Source organism: Nocardia sp. NPDC019323 (assembly GCF_044389845.1).
GTDB lineage: Bacteria > Actinomycetota > Actinomycetes > Mycobacteriales > Mycobacteriaceae > Nocardia > Nocardia implantans.
The window spans coordinates 55,005-70,460 of sequence record NZ_JBIRYN010000011.1; the positions used below are offsets into that span (position 1 = coordinate 55,005).

Sequence of the window (15,456 nt, forward strand, 5' to 3'; positions counted from 1 at the left end):
CTGGACGTTTGACCAACTTGGTGGTTGAGTTGTCCTGGTGACCGAGACGTCGCCGATCGCGGGGCTGCACGCGGCCACCGCCGAACTCGACCCGCCGCTGGCCGCCATCGACCTGTCCACCCTGCGCGCGAACGCCGCCGACCTGGTGCGGCGAGCCGGTGGCACGCCGGTGCGGGTGGCCGGCAAATCCGTGCGCTGCCGCGCCGTGCTCGCCGAAGTCCTCGGCGCCGATCTCACCGCGGCGGGCGGCTTCGCGGGCATCATGTCCTACTCGCTGCGCGAGGCGCTGTGGCTCGTGCGCCACGGCGCGCGCGATGTGCTGCTCGGCTATCCGAGCGTGGATCGCGCCGCGCTGGCCGAACTGGCGGCCGACGACACCGCGCTGCGCTCGATCACGCTGATGATCGACGACACCGCGCAACTCGACCTGATCCGCGCCGCCGTCGGCTCCGACCTGGTGCGGCTACGGGTCTGCCTCGACGTGGACGCCTCCCTGCGGATCGGTCCGCTGCATCTGGGTGTGCGACGTTCTCCGGTTCGCACGCCGCGACAGGCGGCCGAGCTCGCGGGCGAGGCGCGGCGGCGTGGCTTCGACGTGGTCGGCGTGATGACCTATGAGGCGCAGATCGCGGGGCTGCCGGACGCGAACGTCGCGGTGCGCTTGGTGAAGCGGGCCTCCGCGGCGGAGATCCGCAAGCGCCGGGCCGAGGTCTTGGACGCGGTCCGGTCTGTGGTCGGCGCGCTCGAGATCGTCAACAGCGGCGGCAGCGGATCCATCGAGGTCAGCGTCGCCGATCCGGACGTCACCGAGGTGACCGCCGGATCCGGGCTGTACGTGCCGACGCTGTTCGACGACTACCGGTCGTTCGAGCCGAGACCGTCGCTGTATTTCGCCCTGCCCGTGCTGCGCAGGCCCGCGTCCGGCATCGCCACCGTCTTCGCGGGCGGCTACATCGCCTCCGGTCCGGCCGGGCGGTCGCGAGTGCCGAAACCGGTGTGGCCGCGCGGATTGAAACTGCTCGGCACCGAGGGGGCGGGCGAAGTGCAGACGCCGCTGTCGGGCGCAGCGGAACTGCGGATCGGGGACCGGGTGTGGTTCCGGCACGCGAAAGCCGGTGAATTGTGCGAGCGGTTCGACACCGTGCACTTGGTCGAGGAGGACGGCTCCCGCGTCGGCGTGCCGACCTATCGGGGCGAGGGCGTCTGCTTCGGCTGACCCGCGCCGGTCAGCCGCAGGAACGCGCCCAGATCGGCGAGTTCGTCGGGGTTCGCGGGCAGATATTCGGTGAGCAGCGGTGAGCGGATGACGATCGCCTTCCACATGGCGCGGCACAGCGCGTGGATCAGGCCGCGCGACAGCAGCGACGGCATGCCGTAGGGGGCGTCGGCGGGGGAAGAGGTGGTCATGGACAGCAGCACCACCGCCGCCTCCCGGCCGCGGAAGCGATCCGGCGTGCCCACCAGGACGTCCTCGATCTTGGCGCGGGCCAGCAGCGTCCGGATGCGTGCTACCTGAGCGGCGTACGGAGCGACCACGAAGATGTCGTGGGGGTGCATCCGGCGTGTGGTCGCGCCGCTGGTCCACGACCTGCCGAGCAGCGCGCGGACGCGGCGCACCACTTCGCGCGCCTCCGCCGGTGACTCGGTGGCGTTGCCGTAGTGGTCCACCAGGACGGTCTCCACGCCGGGGTCCTCGCCGTGCAGTTGCCGGGCCAGGGTGACGGTTTCGTTGGCGCGCAGGCGGCCGTCGTAGTACAGGCGGGAGACCGGTTCGCACACCGCCGGGTGCATCCGCCAAGTGCGGTCAAGGAAGTAGCCGCGCTCGGTGGGTAACGTCTGGCGTCCGTCGGCCAGCCAGCCCAGCACCGATTCGCCGACCGGGGCCGGATGGGCGCCGCGCGCGGACGACGCCACGGGATCGCCGAGCAGCAGCAGATTGCGCGCGCACCCTGCGACGGACACGGTCTCGGCCAGCGGGAAGCGGCCCGCGTCGGCGATCACGAGCAGGTCGAGGCCGGCGCGGGGCACCGACTCCTCGTTCGCGAAATCGGCCGGTTCGCCGCCGAGCACGCAGCCGCTGATCGCGTTGTCCAGGAAACGCCGAGAGCGGGCGGGGTCGATCACCACCCACTCCGGCGCGACGGACGCCGCGTCCTTCTTGGCGACCAGCTCCGGCAGTACGCCCGCCCGCACCACCGCGTCGAGCAGGTTCTCCACGGCGGCGGGCGTTTGCGCGACGATGCCGATCCGCCACTTGTTCCGAGTGATCAGCCGCTCCAGCACCCTGGCCACGGTCGCCGTCTTCCCGGTGCCCGACGGACCCTGCACCGCGACGTAGGAATGGTCGAGAGCGCACAGCGCGGCGGTGATCGCAGCGGCGTAGTCGCCGTGCACCTCGGGCAACCTGGCGTCACCCCGCAGCCGGGGCCTGCGGCGCGCGAGGACGTCGAACACGGCCGTGCGCGGAGTGTCGGGCAAGGTCATCAGCAATTCCTGGGCAGCGAGTTCGATCGCCAGTTCGGCGTTCTCGTCCCAGGCCGGGAGACCGGGCGCGATCGCGGACGGCAGTTCGTCGTAGGGTTCGCAACCCTCGGGCAGCGATTCCTCCAGGCGGACCGCGTCGTCGAATTCGGTGTCCACCGAGCAGCCGAGCACCGTCGCCGTCGCGGTGGCCCGCCGCCCCGCGTCGGTGACCATGCCGTCCGGCATCGGCTGTTCGTAGAAGGTGTAGACAGCGGTGCCGGGGGTGAGCGCGCTCGGGCCAGGGGCGCCGCTGGGACCGGTGCCGATCCGTCCGGTCAGGGTGAGATAGCGCCGCATCGCCGGGCGGTCGGGGCGGCGATGCCATTTGGTGTCGACGGTGCCCCAGTCGGCGACCAGCACGCCCGGCGCGTCCGCCCATTCCTCCACCGGGTGAGTGAGCCGGTCGGCGTGCGCCCACCACAGCGGCTGCCGCTCGCGGCGGTGATAGCCGAGCGTCGCGGCCATCAGCGCGGCGGGATGCAGCGGATCACCTTGCGCGGCGGCGTATTCCGCGAGCGCGGCCTCCAGCGAGGACGGCCGCGACGCCGGTGGCGAAGGGTCGCCGGTGGCGCGCCGTGCGGCCGGTGTCCCGGTCCGGGTGGCGACTGGTTGTTCGGCCGCGCGATCGAGCAACCAGTCGCGCAACCGCAGCACCGTCCGGCAATCATGTTCGTCGGCCGCGCCGGGTCCCGGCAGCAGGCGGCGCAGCCCGTCGAGCCGGTAGGAGGACTCCCCGACGAGCAACGCGCCGCGGACGATCGGATACAGATCGACCAGCACGCCCTCGCGCAGTAGCTCGTCCACCAGTTCCTCGTTGACGCCGTGCCGCCCGGTGCAGCGCAGCAACGCCGTCCGCACCGCCGAGGAGTAGTGGTAGACGTGCAGATCGGGGTCGATCCGGCGGCGTTGGGTCAGGTAATCCAGCACCTGCTCGAGCACGCGGCGTTCGGCGGTCGCGGCACGGCCGGGTTCACTCGAACCGATCGGGCCGCGCAGCGAGAGACGCACGGCGTCGGGGCCGCCGACCTCGACGACGAGCGGGGTGCGCCCGCCGCCCGCGATGGTGAGCGACAGATCGCCGGGGGAGGGCGCGGGCAGCGCCGCGAGCACGGTCGCGTCGAGCACCGCGTAGGTCGGCTCGCCCGAAACTTCGCGCCGCAGCTGGATTGCCGCCTGGTGGCGCAGCGCGGAGACAGTGCGCGGCGGCACGCCGGGAACCGTGATCTCGGTGGTGGCCAGCCGATCGATGGTGTTCACTCCCGCTTCGCGCAGCCGGGCGCGGGCGGCGGGCCGCATGCCGGCCACCAGCAGCAGGTCACGCGCGGCGAAGAGGGCGTCGGCGCAGGTGCGGCAGCGGCCGCAGGCCAGGTAGCGGGGATCGCCCCACTGCACGGGCAGCAGTTCGCCCAGCTTCTCGTCCACGATGCGGTCCACCCGGTCCCTGCGCGCCCGGTACAGCGGGAGCAGTTCGCTCAGCGCCCGGGCGCTGCTCTGCGCGCCGAGATGCAGCCGGACCAGCGGCGCGGTGAGCGCGCCCGAGTGGTCCAGCGCCTCGGCGCAGGCGGCGAGTTCCAGCGCGGCGGCCACCCGGTCGGCGGTCGTGGGCGCGATGCCGTGCACGGTGTAGCGGACCCGATGTTCGGCCCGCACCAGAAAGTCGGCGGAGCAATGGAATCGGCCGTCGAAGAAGGTCGCGCCGTGCACCACGTGTGCGCCGGAGCGCAAGGCGGCGATCGTGTCGGCGTGCGCGGCGGTCAGTGCCGCGACGAGGCGGCTCGGATCGCCCGGTTCGTCCGGCGGCCGGTCGATCTCGACCACCGCGCCGCCGAACCGCGCGCGGTAGTCGTCGAGCAGGCGCCGCCGGACGTCATCGGTTCCGGAGGCGGGCTCGTATCCGGATGCGGTGCCACCGGGGCCGGCCGGGATGGTGCCGAGTTCGGTGTCGAGGGCGCGCAGCAGGGCGAACTCGCAGTGCGCCGCGCGGACGAGATCGACGGCGGTGCAGACGACACGATCACCGAACACGAACAAACGCGGCCCTCCTGTGTCTTCGCGGGACACCCGCTGCCGGCGTGCGCCGAATTACACACGGACCGCAACACTGTAGCTAGCGCGCCTGACCTCGGCCTACCCTGCCCGGCTCAGGAACGCGGCTTACGGCGCTCGGGCCGCTTGCCGCCCTCGCGCTCGCGACGCTGGCCGCGGCTGAACGCGCGATGCTGCGGCGCACCCTGATCCAGTTGCAGCTGGATGAGCACACCACTGATCCGCGTGCGCCGCAACGCTTCCAGCGTTTCCTCCGGCAGTTGCGCGGGCAGTTCCACCAGGCTGTGGTCGGGGCGGATGCTGATGTGCCCGAAGTCGCTGCGGCGCAGGCCGCCTTCGTTGGCGATGGCGCCGACGATCGCGCCGGGCACCACGCGATGCCGTTTGCCGACGCTGATGCGATAGGTCGCCAGCTCGGTCCCGGTGGCGCGGTGGTGGGTGCCACCCTGCCGCTCCTCGTCGAAACGCCGGACGGGCCGCTCGCGCGGCGTGCGGTCGCGCTGCGGGCGCTCCACCGGCTCCGGCTCGGGCTCCATGAAGAAGTTGTCGCCGTCGTAGGAGCCCACCGCCAGCGCCGCGGCGATGTCGGCCAGCGGAATGTTGTGCTCGCGCTCGTAATCCTCGATCAGCTTGCGGAACAGCGGCAGGTTCGACGAGGTGAGGTTCTCGGTGATGGCGTCGCCGAACTTGCTGACGCGCTGGGCGTTGACGTCCTCCACGCTGGGCAGCTGCATCTCGGTGAGCGGGTGCCGGGTGGCCCGCTCGATCGACTTGAGCAGATGCCGCTCGCGCGGTGCGACGAACAGCAGCGCCTCGCCGCTGCGCCCGGCCCGTCCGGTGCGGCCGATGCGGTGCACATAGGACTCGGTGTCGTGCGGGATGTCGTAGTTGACCACGTGCGAGATGCGGTCGACGTCCAGCCCGCGCGCGGCCACGTCGGTGGCGACCAGGATGTCCAGCGCGCCGGACTTGAGCTGTCCGATGGTGCGCTCGCGCTGGTTCTGCGCGATGTCGCCGTTGATCGCCGCGGCGGAGAACCCTCTGGCGCGCAGCTTCTCGGCGAGTTCCTCGGTGGCCTGCTTGGTGCGGACGAAGATGATCATCGCCTCGAACGACTCGACCTCGAGCACCCTGGTGAGCGCGTCCAGCTTGCGCTGGTGCGATACCAGCACCCAGCGCTGGGTGATGTTGGTGGCCGTCGAAGTCTTCGCCTTGACCGTGATCTCCACCGGATCGTGCAGGTACTGCTTGGAGATCTTGCGGATCGCGGCGGGCATGGTCGCGGAGAACAGCGCCACCTGCTTGTCCGACGGAGTGTCGGCGAGGATGCGCTCGACGTCCTCCTGGAAGCCCATCTTCAGCATCTCGTCGGCCTCGTCGAGCACCAGATACTGCAGCTGCGACAGGTCGAGCGTGCCCTTCTCCAGGTGATCGATCACCCGGCCCGGCGTGCCGACCACCACGTGCGCGCCGCGGCGCAAGCCCGACAGCTGCACGCCGTAGCTCTGCCCACCGTAGATGGGCAGTACGTGCAGGCCGGGAATGTGCGCGGCGTAGCGGCCGAACGCCTCGGCGACCTGGATCGCGAGCTCACGGGTCGGCGCGAGCACGAGGGCGCGCGGGGTGCGACCGGTGGCTTCGAGCCCCATCAGGATCGGGATGGCGAAGGCCGCCGTCTTGCCGGTACCGGTCTGCGCGAGACCGACGACGTCGGCGCCGGAGAGCAGCGGAGGAATCGTCGCGGCCTGGATAGGCGACGGCGATTCGTAACCGACGTCGGCGATGGCCGCGAGGATGCGGTCATCGATCCCCAGATCGGCGAAAGACGGGCCGTCGGTGTCCCTGTCGTTGTCGCCAGAAACGCTGTCGACCTGATTGGTGCTCATTGACCAGGAGTTTACTGCCTCGTACTGGTCGTCCCGGCCACCGCCCCAATACGGTGAGACCTATGCAACTGGACAACTCGCCCGCGCATCGCGATGTGACGCCGGATCAGCTGGACGTTGCGGTCGTCCAGTTCGCCCCGTCGACCGACCCCGTGCGCAACCTCGCCATGGTCCGCGACCATGTGCGAACGGCCGGTGAGCGGGGCGCGCGCGTGGTCGTCGCACCGGAGTACTCGATGTTCGCCGTGACCCGGCTCGACGAGCGGGTCGTCGCCGTCGCCGAGCCGCTGACCGGCCCGTTCGTCACCGGCCTCGGCGCGATCGCCCGCGAGTTCGGCGTGTTCCTGGTCGCCGGAACCGTGGAACAGATCGCGCCCGGCGGCGACCGCATCCGCAACACCTTGGTCGTGCTCGGCCCCGACGGCTCGCTCGTCACCCGGTACCGCAAGGTCCACCTCTACGACGCCTTCGGCCACCTCGAATCGGACGTGGTCGAGCCGGGCGTGCTCGAGGCGCCCGCCACCTTCACCGTCGGCGATGTGACATTCGGCATGCAGACCTGTTTCGATCTGCGCTTCCCGGAAGGCGTGCGCCGGGTCGCCGCCGCGGGCGCGCAGGTGCTGCTGCTGCCCGCCCAGTGGATCCCCGGACCGGGCAAGGTCGACCAGTGGACCACGCTGGTGCGGGCGCGGGCGATCGAGAACACGATCTACGTCGCGGCCGCCGACCAAGCCGCTCCCCGGGGCGCGGGCGCGTCGATGATCGTGGATCCCGCCGGTGCGGTGCTCACCGAACTCGGCGACGAGCCGGGCGTGCTGACCGCGGGCATCGACCTGGCGTATCTGAGCAAGGTGCGCACCACCAACCCCAGTCTCGCGTTGCGCCGATTCGCGATCACCGAGCGCACACCGGAGTAGCGTTCGGAATCGATGGTCTACTCCGATCGGACCTCGGCGGGGCACGCGCTGGGTGCGCATCTGGAACACCTACGCGCGGCGGACCCGCTGGTGCTCGGACTGCCCCGCGGTGGAGTCCCGGTGGCCGCCGCTGTCCGCAACGTGATCGGCGGTGACCTCGACATCCTGCTGGTCCGCAAGCTGGGCGTGCCGTGGCAGCCCGAGCTGGCCCTGGGGGCCATCGGCGAGGACGGTGTCCGGGTGCTGAATCAGGACGTGCTGGCGCACACCGGGATAACGCCGAAGAAGGTGGACTCGATCGAGGCGCGGGAGCGCGCCGAACTGGAGCGGCGCAGGCAGGTGCTGCGCGGCGCGGCGCGGCCGATTCCGCTGACGGAGCGCACGGTGGTGATCGTCGACGACGGCATGGCGACCGGCGCCACGGTGGTGGCGGCCTGCCGGGTCGCGCGCTTGCACCGGCCCGCGCGCGTCGTGGCCGCCGTCCCCGTTTCCTCGACGGAGGCGATGCGCCGGGTCGCCGACGAGGCCGACGAGGCGGTCTGCCCGTGGGTGCCACGCTCGCTCGGCGGCGTCGGCGGCGCCTACCGCGATTTCCACCAGCTCGAGGACGCGGAGGTCACCGCGCTGCTGTGCTGATCAGATCTCGCTGATGCCCTTGCGGTGGCGTTGCGCGAGTTCGGCGTAGAAGCCCGGGTTGAGCTGGACCCACATCTGCGCCTGGGTGCCTTCGATCGGCCGCTTCACCTCGGCGGGGGATCCGGCGGCGAGCACGCCGTCGGGGATCTCCGCGCCGGGCGGCACCAGCGAGTGCGCGGCGATCATGCTGCCCGCCCCGATCTTCGCCAGGTCCAGCACCGTGGTCCCGTTGCCCACGATGGCCTCGGCGCCGACGGCCGCGCCGTGGAACACCACGCTGTGCGCGATCGTCGCGCCGGGGCCGATCTCCATCGGCACGTCCGGCGGCACGTGCAGCACCGCGTTGTCCTGGATGTTGGCGCGTTCCCGGATGACGATCGGCGCCAAGTCCGCGCGCAACACCGCGCCGTACCAGATCGAGGCGCCCGCCTCGACCCGGACATCGCCGATCAGAGTCGCCGTCGGCGCGACGAACGCCGTCGGATCGACCTGCGGCCGTTTGCCTTCGAATTCGTAGAGTGGCACTCGTACACCGTAAATGGTTCGCTCGCCCCGACCTGGAGCGGTATGCGGCGCGGCTCGGCGGCGAATCCGATGTCGGCCGAGGTGACGCTGCCCCGTACGTCGTCGCCGGCCGACTCGCATCGGGCCTGCGAATGGTTCAGTGCGCGGCGTACGCCGTAGAGGTGCGCGCGGCCGCTGCCACCAGCGGTCGGAGCTGGGCGGCGAGACGTTCCGCGGTGACGGCGACGACGTCGACGTCCGTTCCGGTGCGCACCGCGTACCGGCCGTCGGCGACTACGTCGATCCAGCACAGCACGCCGAACGGGCGCAGCTCGCCCGCGCCGCGGCGGGCGGAGACGACCATTTGGCCGATGCCTTCGCGCGGCTGCCGCAGCAGCCTGCGGATCCGGGACGGAGTGGATGGACCGGCGACCGGAACGGTGACCAGGTTGCGGCTGTCCTCGCCGACCTGGGAGAGGGGAGCGGTCAGGCGCGGGAGCGTGCCGGGGGCGTTCTCCGGGAGCATCGAGACGATCCGCGGGCACAAGGTCTTCGAGCTGCCCGCGAACAACCGCACGTCGCCGCCGCGGTCGGGTGTCGCGCCGGGGCGCTGCGCGGCGACCACCGCGACGTTCCCGGCGGCGGCGCCGAGGATACGGATCGGCCGGGGTTGCGGCCCGCTGCCCGTCGCAGGCGATCCGCCTTTGTCCCGCTGCGCCGGGTCGGGCGCGTCACGCTGACCGAACACCTCGACCCGCAGGTCCGGTTGGGCGAGGATGCGCAGCGCGGCTTCCAGATCGGCGTCGAGCACCTGATCACACCAGCGATCGAGCGCGGGAAGCTGGGCGGTGCGTTCCGCGGTGTCGCGTGCCGACAGGCGCACGGCGAGTGGATAGGGAATGCGATCCCCGTCGGTGCGTGACCAGGCCAGCGCGAACTGGTCCGGGGTCAGCGTCCAGTTCACTCGTACTCGGTCCATTCGCCGAGCACGGGCGGCGTGGTCGGATCGAGCGACCCGATCAGTTCACCGCCGTCGTCGGAGGGCTCGAGGAAGGTGGGGAGATCGTCGAGGTCGAACTCGTCGTCCTCGTCGTCGATCGGCGCCAGCCGTGCGCTCGCGGCGTTCGCGGCCACGCTCGAACCCGAGCGCGGGGTGTCGGCGGCGGCCACCGCACCGCCCATCAGGCCGCCCACCGCTCCGGCGCCGAGACCGGTGACCGCCGCGTCGGAGCCGTCGTCGTTCTTGCGCCGCTCGTCGCGCTTGCGCTGTTCCTCGGGCGGAACCTGGCCGCCGACTCCGGGCACGGCGGGCACCGTCACGGGCTCGCTCGTCACCGAGGCGGGCGCGGTGGCCGGACCCGGAGCGCCGGCAGCGGGCGCGGTGGGGAGAACGGAGGCAGCCGCGACCGTCGGGAGCGCCGCCGTCGCGGCGGATACGAGTCTTGGTGCGTTCGGAGCCGGTGCGACGTCCGCGACCGTGGCGGCGGTGGTGGTCGGCGCGGCAGCGGCGGCGGGGGACGTGGCGGGTGCCTCGGAGCTGGGCGTCGGATCGGCAGGCGTCGCGAGGACGCCGTGCTCCACCGCGTGGATCGGCTTGGGCGCGTGTGTCCCGGACGAAGTGGACGGGGCTTCCGAGGCGACCGGGATGGTTCCGGCGATCTTGCTCGTCGGTGTGGCGGTGGGCGCCGGGGCGGCCGGTTGGTCCGATTCGTCGGGGAAGGCGGGCACATCGGTGCCGGTCCGCGCGAAGACTCCCGCGTAGATGTCGTTCATCGCGCGCACGACGTCCTGGCGGGCGTGCTCGCTCGCCTTCTGCCCCTCGACATTGCTGGTCGCCCGGGACGGATCCAGCAGCGCCGCTCCCAGATCCGGTGCGCCGGTGGGCGGTTCGTTCACCGCGGCGCGCAGCGCCTCCGCCGCGTCGCTCGCCTGCCCGAGGCGCTGGGAGACGACCGCGAACACGTCGGCCAGATCTTGTCCGCCCTGCTCGAACACGCGCACCACCGCGTCCGCGCTCTTGGCCGCCGAGCCGCGCCAGCCGTCGGCGATGGCCGCGCGAATCTCGGCGTGCGCCTGGAAGACGGCGTCGGCGAGGTTCGCCGCCGCGTCGCTCCATGCCTGCCGTCCGCCCGCGAGCACGGCCGGGTTCAGCAACTGGACCTTGGCGTGGATCTCGTCGTGGGTGAGGTTGTCGAACACTTCGACGTTCGGGGCGTACGCGGGGTCGGTGCGCCGGTGGGTGGCCCGCTCGCCCGCGCGCGGCATCTCACGCATGCGCGGCTCCCGTCGCGTCGATCCGTTCGACCGCCCGCGCGAGCGCCTCGTCGGCCTGCCGGTAGACGGCGGCCGCGGCGCGGAAAGTCTGGGCGAGCTCTCGTGCGGCGGCGGCGTAGTCGCGCAGCCGGGCGATCGCGCCGTCGGCCTTGCGCTCGAAACCGGCGCGCAGCGCGTCACCGGAGGCGAACCCACCGAAGCCGGGCAGTGCGGTGGCGGCACTGAGGACGCTGATCTGCTCCTCGACCCGATCGGCGAGCAACTCGTACTGGCGCGCGCACCGTTCGTGCGCGCCGTCGGCGACCAGCAGGCTGTCGATCCAGAGCGATCCGTCGTCGACCGCACGGTTCAGCGCGGCGATGTCGACGCCGGGGGCGGTGACCTCCGCGGGCGGCTCTCCGCCGTACCCGTTCTCCTGCGATGGCATCTGCGCCGTCCCCCTTCCTCGTCCGAAGTGCGGTTCACGGGTGTCGTGCCAACCCCACGACGACACCCTGCATCCAATCCGCGATGTCGGCAGTGACCCGCGCGTGCACCGGCTCGTGCAGCAGGTCGTGCCCGGCGTCGATGTACTCACGTAAATGTACCGATTCGTGGCGGCTAGTCCAGACCCTGATCGCATCGATCGGCGCGCGCCGATCGTCGACGCCGTGCACGGCGAGTACCGGAAGACCCTGCGGCAGCGGCGTTCCCGGCGCGCCCGGCGCACCGCCGCCGAGCGCGCGTTTCGGAACGCCCGAAAGCACCAGTCCCGCCAACGTTTCCGGGGGCAGGGCGGGACGCAGCGGATAGTTCCGTTCCAGCGCCGCCGGACTCGTCGCGCCTGCCTGCTGCGGCACCGCTGCCCCGAGCATGCCCAGCGCGGTCACCGCGCCGAGCGAGTGGCCCATCAGGATCAGGGGCCGGTCGCCGCGTGCTAGTTCGACCAGCCGCGTCGCGTCCGCCACCAGTTCGGCCAGCGTGCCGGGCTTCTCCGGATCGCCCTCGCTCAACCCGTGCCCGGCGGTGTCGAGGGCCCACACCTCACCGGCGGGGTGCAGGGCGCGCGCGAAGCGGTGGTAGTGGCCGCTGTGCTGGCCGATACCGGGCAACAGGACCACGGTGTAGCGGGGGTGTTCGATCGGCCACCGCCGATAGTGCATCCGGCCGCGGGCGCCGTCGAAAAATGGCATCCACCGATAGTGCCAAAGATCGTGACGCGCATGGGACCGCGCGATTCCGCGCCGGAAACGGCTAAGATCCGCGACGACTCCTACCGACCCGAGCCCGAGGTGCCCGCGTTGCGAACTCTCCGCCGTCGAGGCGTCTTCCTCTCGTCCGCCGCCGCGCTCGCCCTCACCGGGGTGTTCGCGCCGAGCGCGGGCGCCGTGCCGCCGATCGCCGCTTGCGACCCCGCCGGCGCGGTCACGGCCGTCGCGGCACAGGCGCCGGTGCTCGACTGGGCGGAGAACCTGGGCTACGACGCGCAGGGCAACCTGTGGGTCTCGCGGCTCTACCGCAACGAGGTGCAGCGCTACGACGCCGCGGGCGCGCTCACCGCGACCGTTCCGGTGGAATTCCCCGGCGCGGTCCGGCTCGGCCCCGACGGACTGCTGTATGTCGTCTACGGCGACGCGCCGGTCAGCGTCATCCGTCCCGGCGGCGTGGTCCGGTTCGATCCGGCGGCGGCCGTGCCGCAGCCGGAGGTCTTCGTCTCCGGGCTCACCATGCCCAACGGCGCGGCGTTCGACCCGAACGGCAACCTGTACGTCGCGAGCATTTCCGGTGTGGTGAAGGTCCGTCCCGACGCATCCGTCGATACCGCGTGGAGCGCGCCGTCGGCCGGACTGGCCGCCAACGGCGCGGTCGTGCACGACGGCGTGCTCTACGTGACCGCCAACGGCGGCCCGCTCGGCCGTGTCATCCGCATCCCGCTCGACGCGCCCGCGTCCCGCAGCACCGTCGCCGACCTGTCCGCGCGGCTGGCGGGCCTGCCGGATTTCGCCGACGACCTCTTGGCCGATCCGAGCGGCATCCTCTACGTCACCACCCTCACCGGCCAATTGGTCCGCGTCGATCCCGCCACCGGCGCCACCTGCACCGTGCTCAACGGCCAGCCGCTCACCGCGGTGGCCGCCGTCCCCGGCCGTCCCGGAGAAGTGATCGCGAGTACGGAATCCGGGGCTCTGCTTCGAATCAATCTGTCCCGCTGAATCCGAGCCGCGGGCGGGCTAGAACTTCGCGCGGGCAGTATTCGCTGCGGTCGCCCGACGGCTCCGCGTGCTGTCGCTACTCCAGGCGCCATGAACGGCCCGGCAGCGAATCGGGCGAACGGTGGCCCAGCGCCGGGGGTGTGCCGCACGAGTAGGTTCAGGCGCTGCCGCGCGATCCTCAGCGCGCTGACACGTTTTCTCCGGTTCAACAGACACGGCCCGGCGCGTATAACCAGTGCCGTCACCGGGGTAGCGGCGCGTCGAGGTCATCGGGGTGCGTTGCGGGTTGCCCGCTCGGCGCGACCGGCGATGGTGCGCAGGTGGGCGATGAGTTCCGGGGGCTCGTGGACTTCGAAGTCCGTTTTCAGCGCGAGGAGCCGGTGGGCCAGCCATTCCGGCGCGTCGTCGCGCAGGGCATCGATCCGGCAGGTGTCGGCGTCGATCGCGACGACATCGCCGGGGTCATCGCCCAGCCGTCCCGTCACCTGGTCGGCGGAAGCGTGGATGGTCACGCGGAGCCGGAAGGACGGTGTGCCCCAGTCGGCGCGGCGGCCCGCGACGTAGGCGGCGGCATCGGCGGCGGGCAGTGGGCGCGGGGTGAAGCGGGCGGCGGTGGGCTGCGGACGGTCGATCCGGTCGACGCGGTAGACGCGCCAGGCGGCCCGGTCGAGGTCGTAGCCGACCAGATACCAGCGCCGCCGCGCAGGCACGAGGCCGATCGGCTCGGTGTTGCGCTTGGTCTCGGCGCCCGCCTCGTCGCGGTAGGCGAAACGCACTCGCTCCCGGTTGGTCACGGCCGCCGCGAGCGTGGCGAGCACGCCGGGATCGGCGGCCGGTCCGCCGGCGGCGGGCGGGGTCAGCGCGGCGGCGAGAACCCGCACTCTGCGCCGCAGCTTCGCGGGCAGCACCTGCTCGACTTTGGCCAGCGCACGCACCGACGCCTCCTCGATCCCCGCCACAGCGGACCCGGCGGCGGCTCGCAACCCGACCGCTATGGCGACGGCCTCGTCGTCCTCGACCAGTAGCGGCGGCATCGCCGTGCCCGCCGCAAGACGGTAACCGCCCGTCGCGCCGAGCGTGGCCGTCACCGGATAGCCGAGTTCGCGCAGCCGATCGATGTCGCGGCGCACCGTGCGGTCGGTGACGCCGAGTCGTTCGGCCAATTCGCTGCCCGGCCATTCCCGGGGTGTCTGGAGTAGCGACAGCAGGCGCAGCAGTCGGGCGGGAGCGTCGTTCACGACTTCAGAGGATGCCGTAAATCTAGGACTTGTTCGGTCCTAGTTGTTTCCTAACGTCGTCGCCGTACCGCAGCACCGACCGCCGAGGAGGCATACCGATGACCACCGCCATCCGCCCGTTCCGCATCGAGGTCCCGCAAACCGACCTGGACGACCTGCACGAGCGGCTCGCCCGCACGCGCTGGGCCGCCCAACTGCCCGGCGCCGGTTGGGATCGCGGCGTGCCGGTCGACTATCTGCGCGAGCTGGCCGATTACTGGCGCACCGGGTTCGACTGGCGGGCACGTGAGGCGGCGCTCAACGAGTTCCCGCAGTTCAAGACGCGCATCGACGGGCTCGACGTGCACTTCCTGCATGTGCGCTCGCCGGAGCCGGACGCGATGCCGCTGATCCTCACCCACGGCTGGCCGAACACCTTCGCCGAATTCGCGCAGACCATCGGCCCGCTGGCCGATCCCCGCGCGCACGGACTGGATCCCGCGCAGGCGTTCCACGTCGTGGTGCCCTCGGTGCCGGGTTTCGGCTTCTCCGATGGGCCGCGCGAGCTCGGCATGACACCGGCGAAAGTGGCCGCGATGTGGCTGACGCTGCTGGATCGGCTCGGCTACCGGCGCTTCGGCGCGCAGGGCGGCGATCTCGGCGCCTACGTCACGCCCGAACTCGCCGTCGCCGCGCCGGACCGGGTGATCGGCGTGCACCTCGACGGCGGGATCGGAATGCCCACCGAGGCGGACGTGCCCACCATGACGCCGGACGAGCGCGCCGAGTGGGATCTCATGCAGCGATGGATGACCGGTGGGGTGAACCACCACGTCCTGCTGCACGCCGCACCGCAGACCTTCGCCCATGCGTGGACCGACTCCCCGGTGGGTCTGCTCGCCTGGCTGATGCAGAAGTTCACCGAGTTCGCCCCGCTCGCCGACCGGGTGGAGGACGTGATCGATCGCGACCAGTTGCTGACCAACGTCAGCCTGTACTGGTTCACCGGCACCGCGGCCTCGTCGTCATGGCCGATGTACAACGGCCTCGGTGACGGCGGATTCACCTGGCCGAAGGGACAGAAAGCGGTGCCGACCGGCACCTACGGCGGCGGCTCCGCGCTGATGCGGCGGCTCGCCGAACGGGACAACACGATCGTGCACTGGCCGGAGGGCAACACCGGCAACCACTTCATCGCGATGGAACACCCGGACGCGCACGTCGCCGACATCCGCGCGTTCTTCGCCGCCGTCCGGTAGGC

General features: G+C 71.8%; 13 protein-coding genes. 5 read left to right on the forward strand and 8 right to left on the reverse strand.

The annotated features are described in order from the left end of the window. Window positions 1-37: 37 nt before the first annotated feature. Window positions 38-1,216, forward strand: a complete 1,179-nt coding sequence (locus tag ACH49X_RS29585) for an amino acid deaminase/aldolase (protein WP_357207805.1) — start codon at window positions 38-40, stop codon at window positions 1,214-1,216. Here ACH49X_RS29585 and ACH49X_RS29590 read toward each other — a convergent pair. Together ACH49X_RS29590 and ACH49X_RS29595 are read right to left on the reverse strand one after the other, a co-directional pair. Further along, on the reverse strand, window positions 1,186-4,548 hold the full coding sequence (locus ACH49X_RS29590) for an AAA domain-containing protein (RefSeq protein WP_357207807.1): 3,363 nt from the start codon (window positions 4,546-4,548) through the stop codon (window positions 1,186-1,188). The two genes, ACH49X_RS29585 and ACH49X_RS29590, sit on opposite strands and share 31 nt — an antisense overlap. Before the next feature lie 116 nt (window positions 4,549-4,664). After that, a complete protein-coding gene (locus ACH49X_RS29595; protein WP_195082078.1) occupies window positions 4,665-6,455 on the reverse strand; it encodes a DEAD/DEAH box helicase in 1,791 nt (596 codons plus the stop codon). A 62-nt stretch (window positions 6,456-6,517) separates the two neighbouring features. Between ACH49X_RS29595 and ACH49X_RS29600 the strand changes: the two genes are divergently transcribed. Next, window positions 6,518-7,372, forward strand: coding sequence for a carbon-nitrogen hydrolase family protein (locus tag ACH49X_RS29600; RefSeq protein WP_357110034.1), 855 nt, complete (start codon window positions 6,518-6,520; stop codon window positions 7,370-7,372). 12 nt (window positions 7,373-7,384) lie between these two features. Then, a complete protein-coding gene (locus ACH49X_RS29605; protein ID WP_357207809.1) occupies window positions 7,385-8,008 on the forward strand; it encodes a phosphoribosyltransferase family protein in 624 nt (207 codons plus the stop codon). On the opposite strand, the gene ACH49X_RS29610 is transcribed toward ACH49X_RS29605, so the two are convergent. From ACH49X_RS29610 to ACH49X_RS29630, 5 genes are all read right to left on the reverse strand, one after another. Beyond that, window positions 8,009-8,533, reverse strand: coding sequence for a gamma carbonic anhydrase family protein (locus ACH49X_RS29610; protein WP_195082075.1), 525 nt, complete (start codon window positions 8,531-8,533; stop codon window positions 8,009-8,011). A 136-nt stretch (window positions 8,534-8,669) separates the two neighbouring features. Continuing rightward, entirely contained in the window at window positions 8,670-9,491 is an 822-nt protein-coding gene (locus ACH49X_RS29615) for an ESX secretion-associated protein EspG (protein ID WP_357296721.1), read from the reverse strand. Further along, entirely contained in the window at window positions 9,473-10,786 is a 1,314-nt protein-coding gene (locus ACH49X_RS29620) for a WXG100 family type VII secretion target (protein ID WP_357207814.1), read from the reverse strand. The genes ACH49X_RS29615 and ACH49X_RS29620 overlap by 19 nt, the downstream gene beginning before the upstream one ends. Further along, complete coding sequence (locus ACH49X_RS29625) at window positions 10,779-11,213, reverse strand: hypothetical protein (protein ID WP_323124380.1); 435 nt, start codon at window positions 11,211-11,213, stop codon at window positions 10,779-10,781. Before ACH49X_RS29625 ends, ACH49X_RS29620 begins: the two co-directional genes overlap by 8 nt. A gap of 34 nt (window positions 11,214-11,247) precedes the next feature. Further along, entirely contained in the window at window positions 11,248-11,958 is a 711-nt protein-coding gene (locus ACH49X_RS29630; RefSeq protein ID WP_195082073.1) for an alpha/beta hydrolase, read from the reverse strand. A gap of 108 nt (window positions 11,959-12,066) precedes the next feature. On the opposite strand from ACH49X_RS29630, the gene ACH49X_RS29635 reads away from it, so the two are divergent. Further along, window positions 12,067-12,978 (forward strand): hypothetical protein, encoded by a 912-nt coding sequence (locus ACH49X_RS29635; RefSeq protein WP_357207817.1) that lies wholly within the window; start codon window positions 12,067-12,069, stop codon window positions 12,976-12,978. A 266-nt stretch (window positions 12,979-13,244) separates the two neighbouring features. Here ACH49X_RS29635 and ACH49X_RS29640 read toward each other — a convergent pair whose 3' ends face one another. Continuing rightward, complete coding sequence (locus ACH49X_RS29640; protein ID WP_357207821.1) at window positions 13,245-14,216, reverse strand: YafY family protein; 972 nt, start codon at window positions 14,214-14,216, stop codon at window positions 13,245-13,247. Window positions 14,217-14,314: 98 nt separating this feature from the next. On the opposite strand from ACH49X_RS29640, the gene ACH49X_RS29645 reads away from it, so the two are divergent. Further along, a complete protein-coding gene (locus ACH49X_RS29645; RefSeq protein ID WP_195082070.1) occupies window positions 14,315-15,454 on the forward strand; it encodes an epoxide hydrolase family protein in 1,140 nt (379 codons plus the stop codon). Window positions 15,455-15,456: the final 2 nt, after the last annotated feature.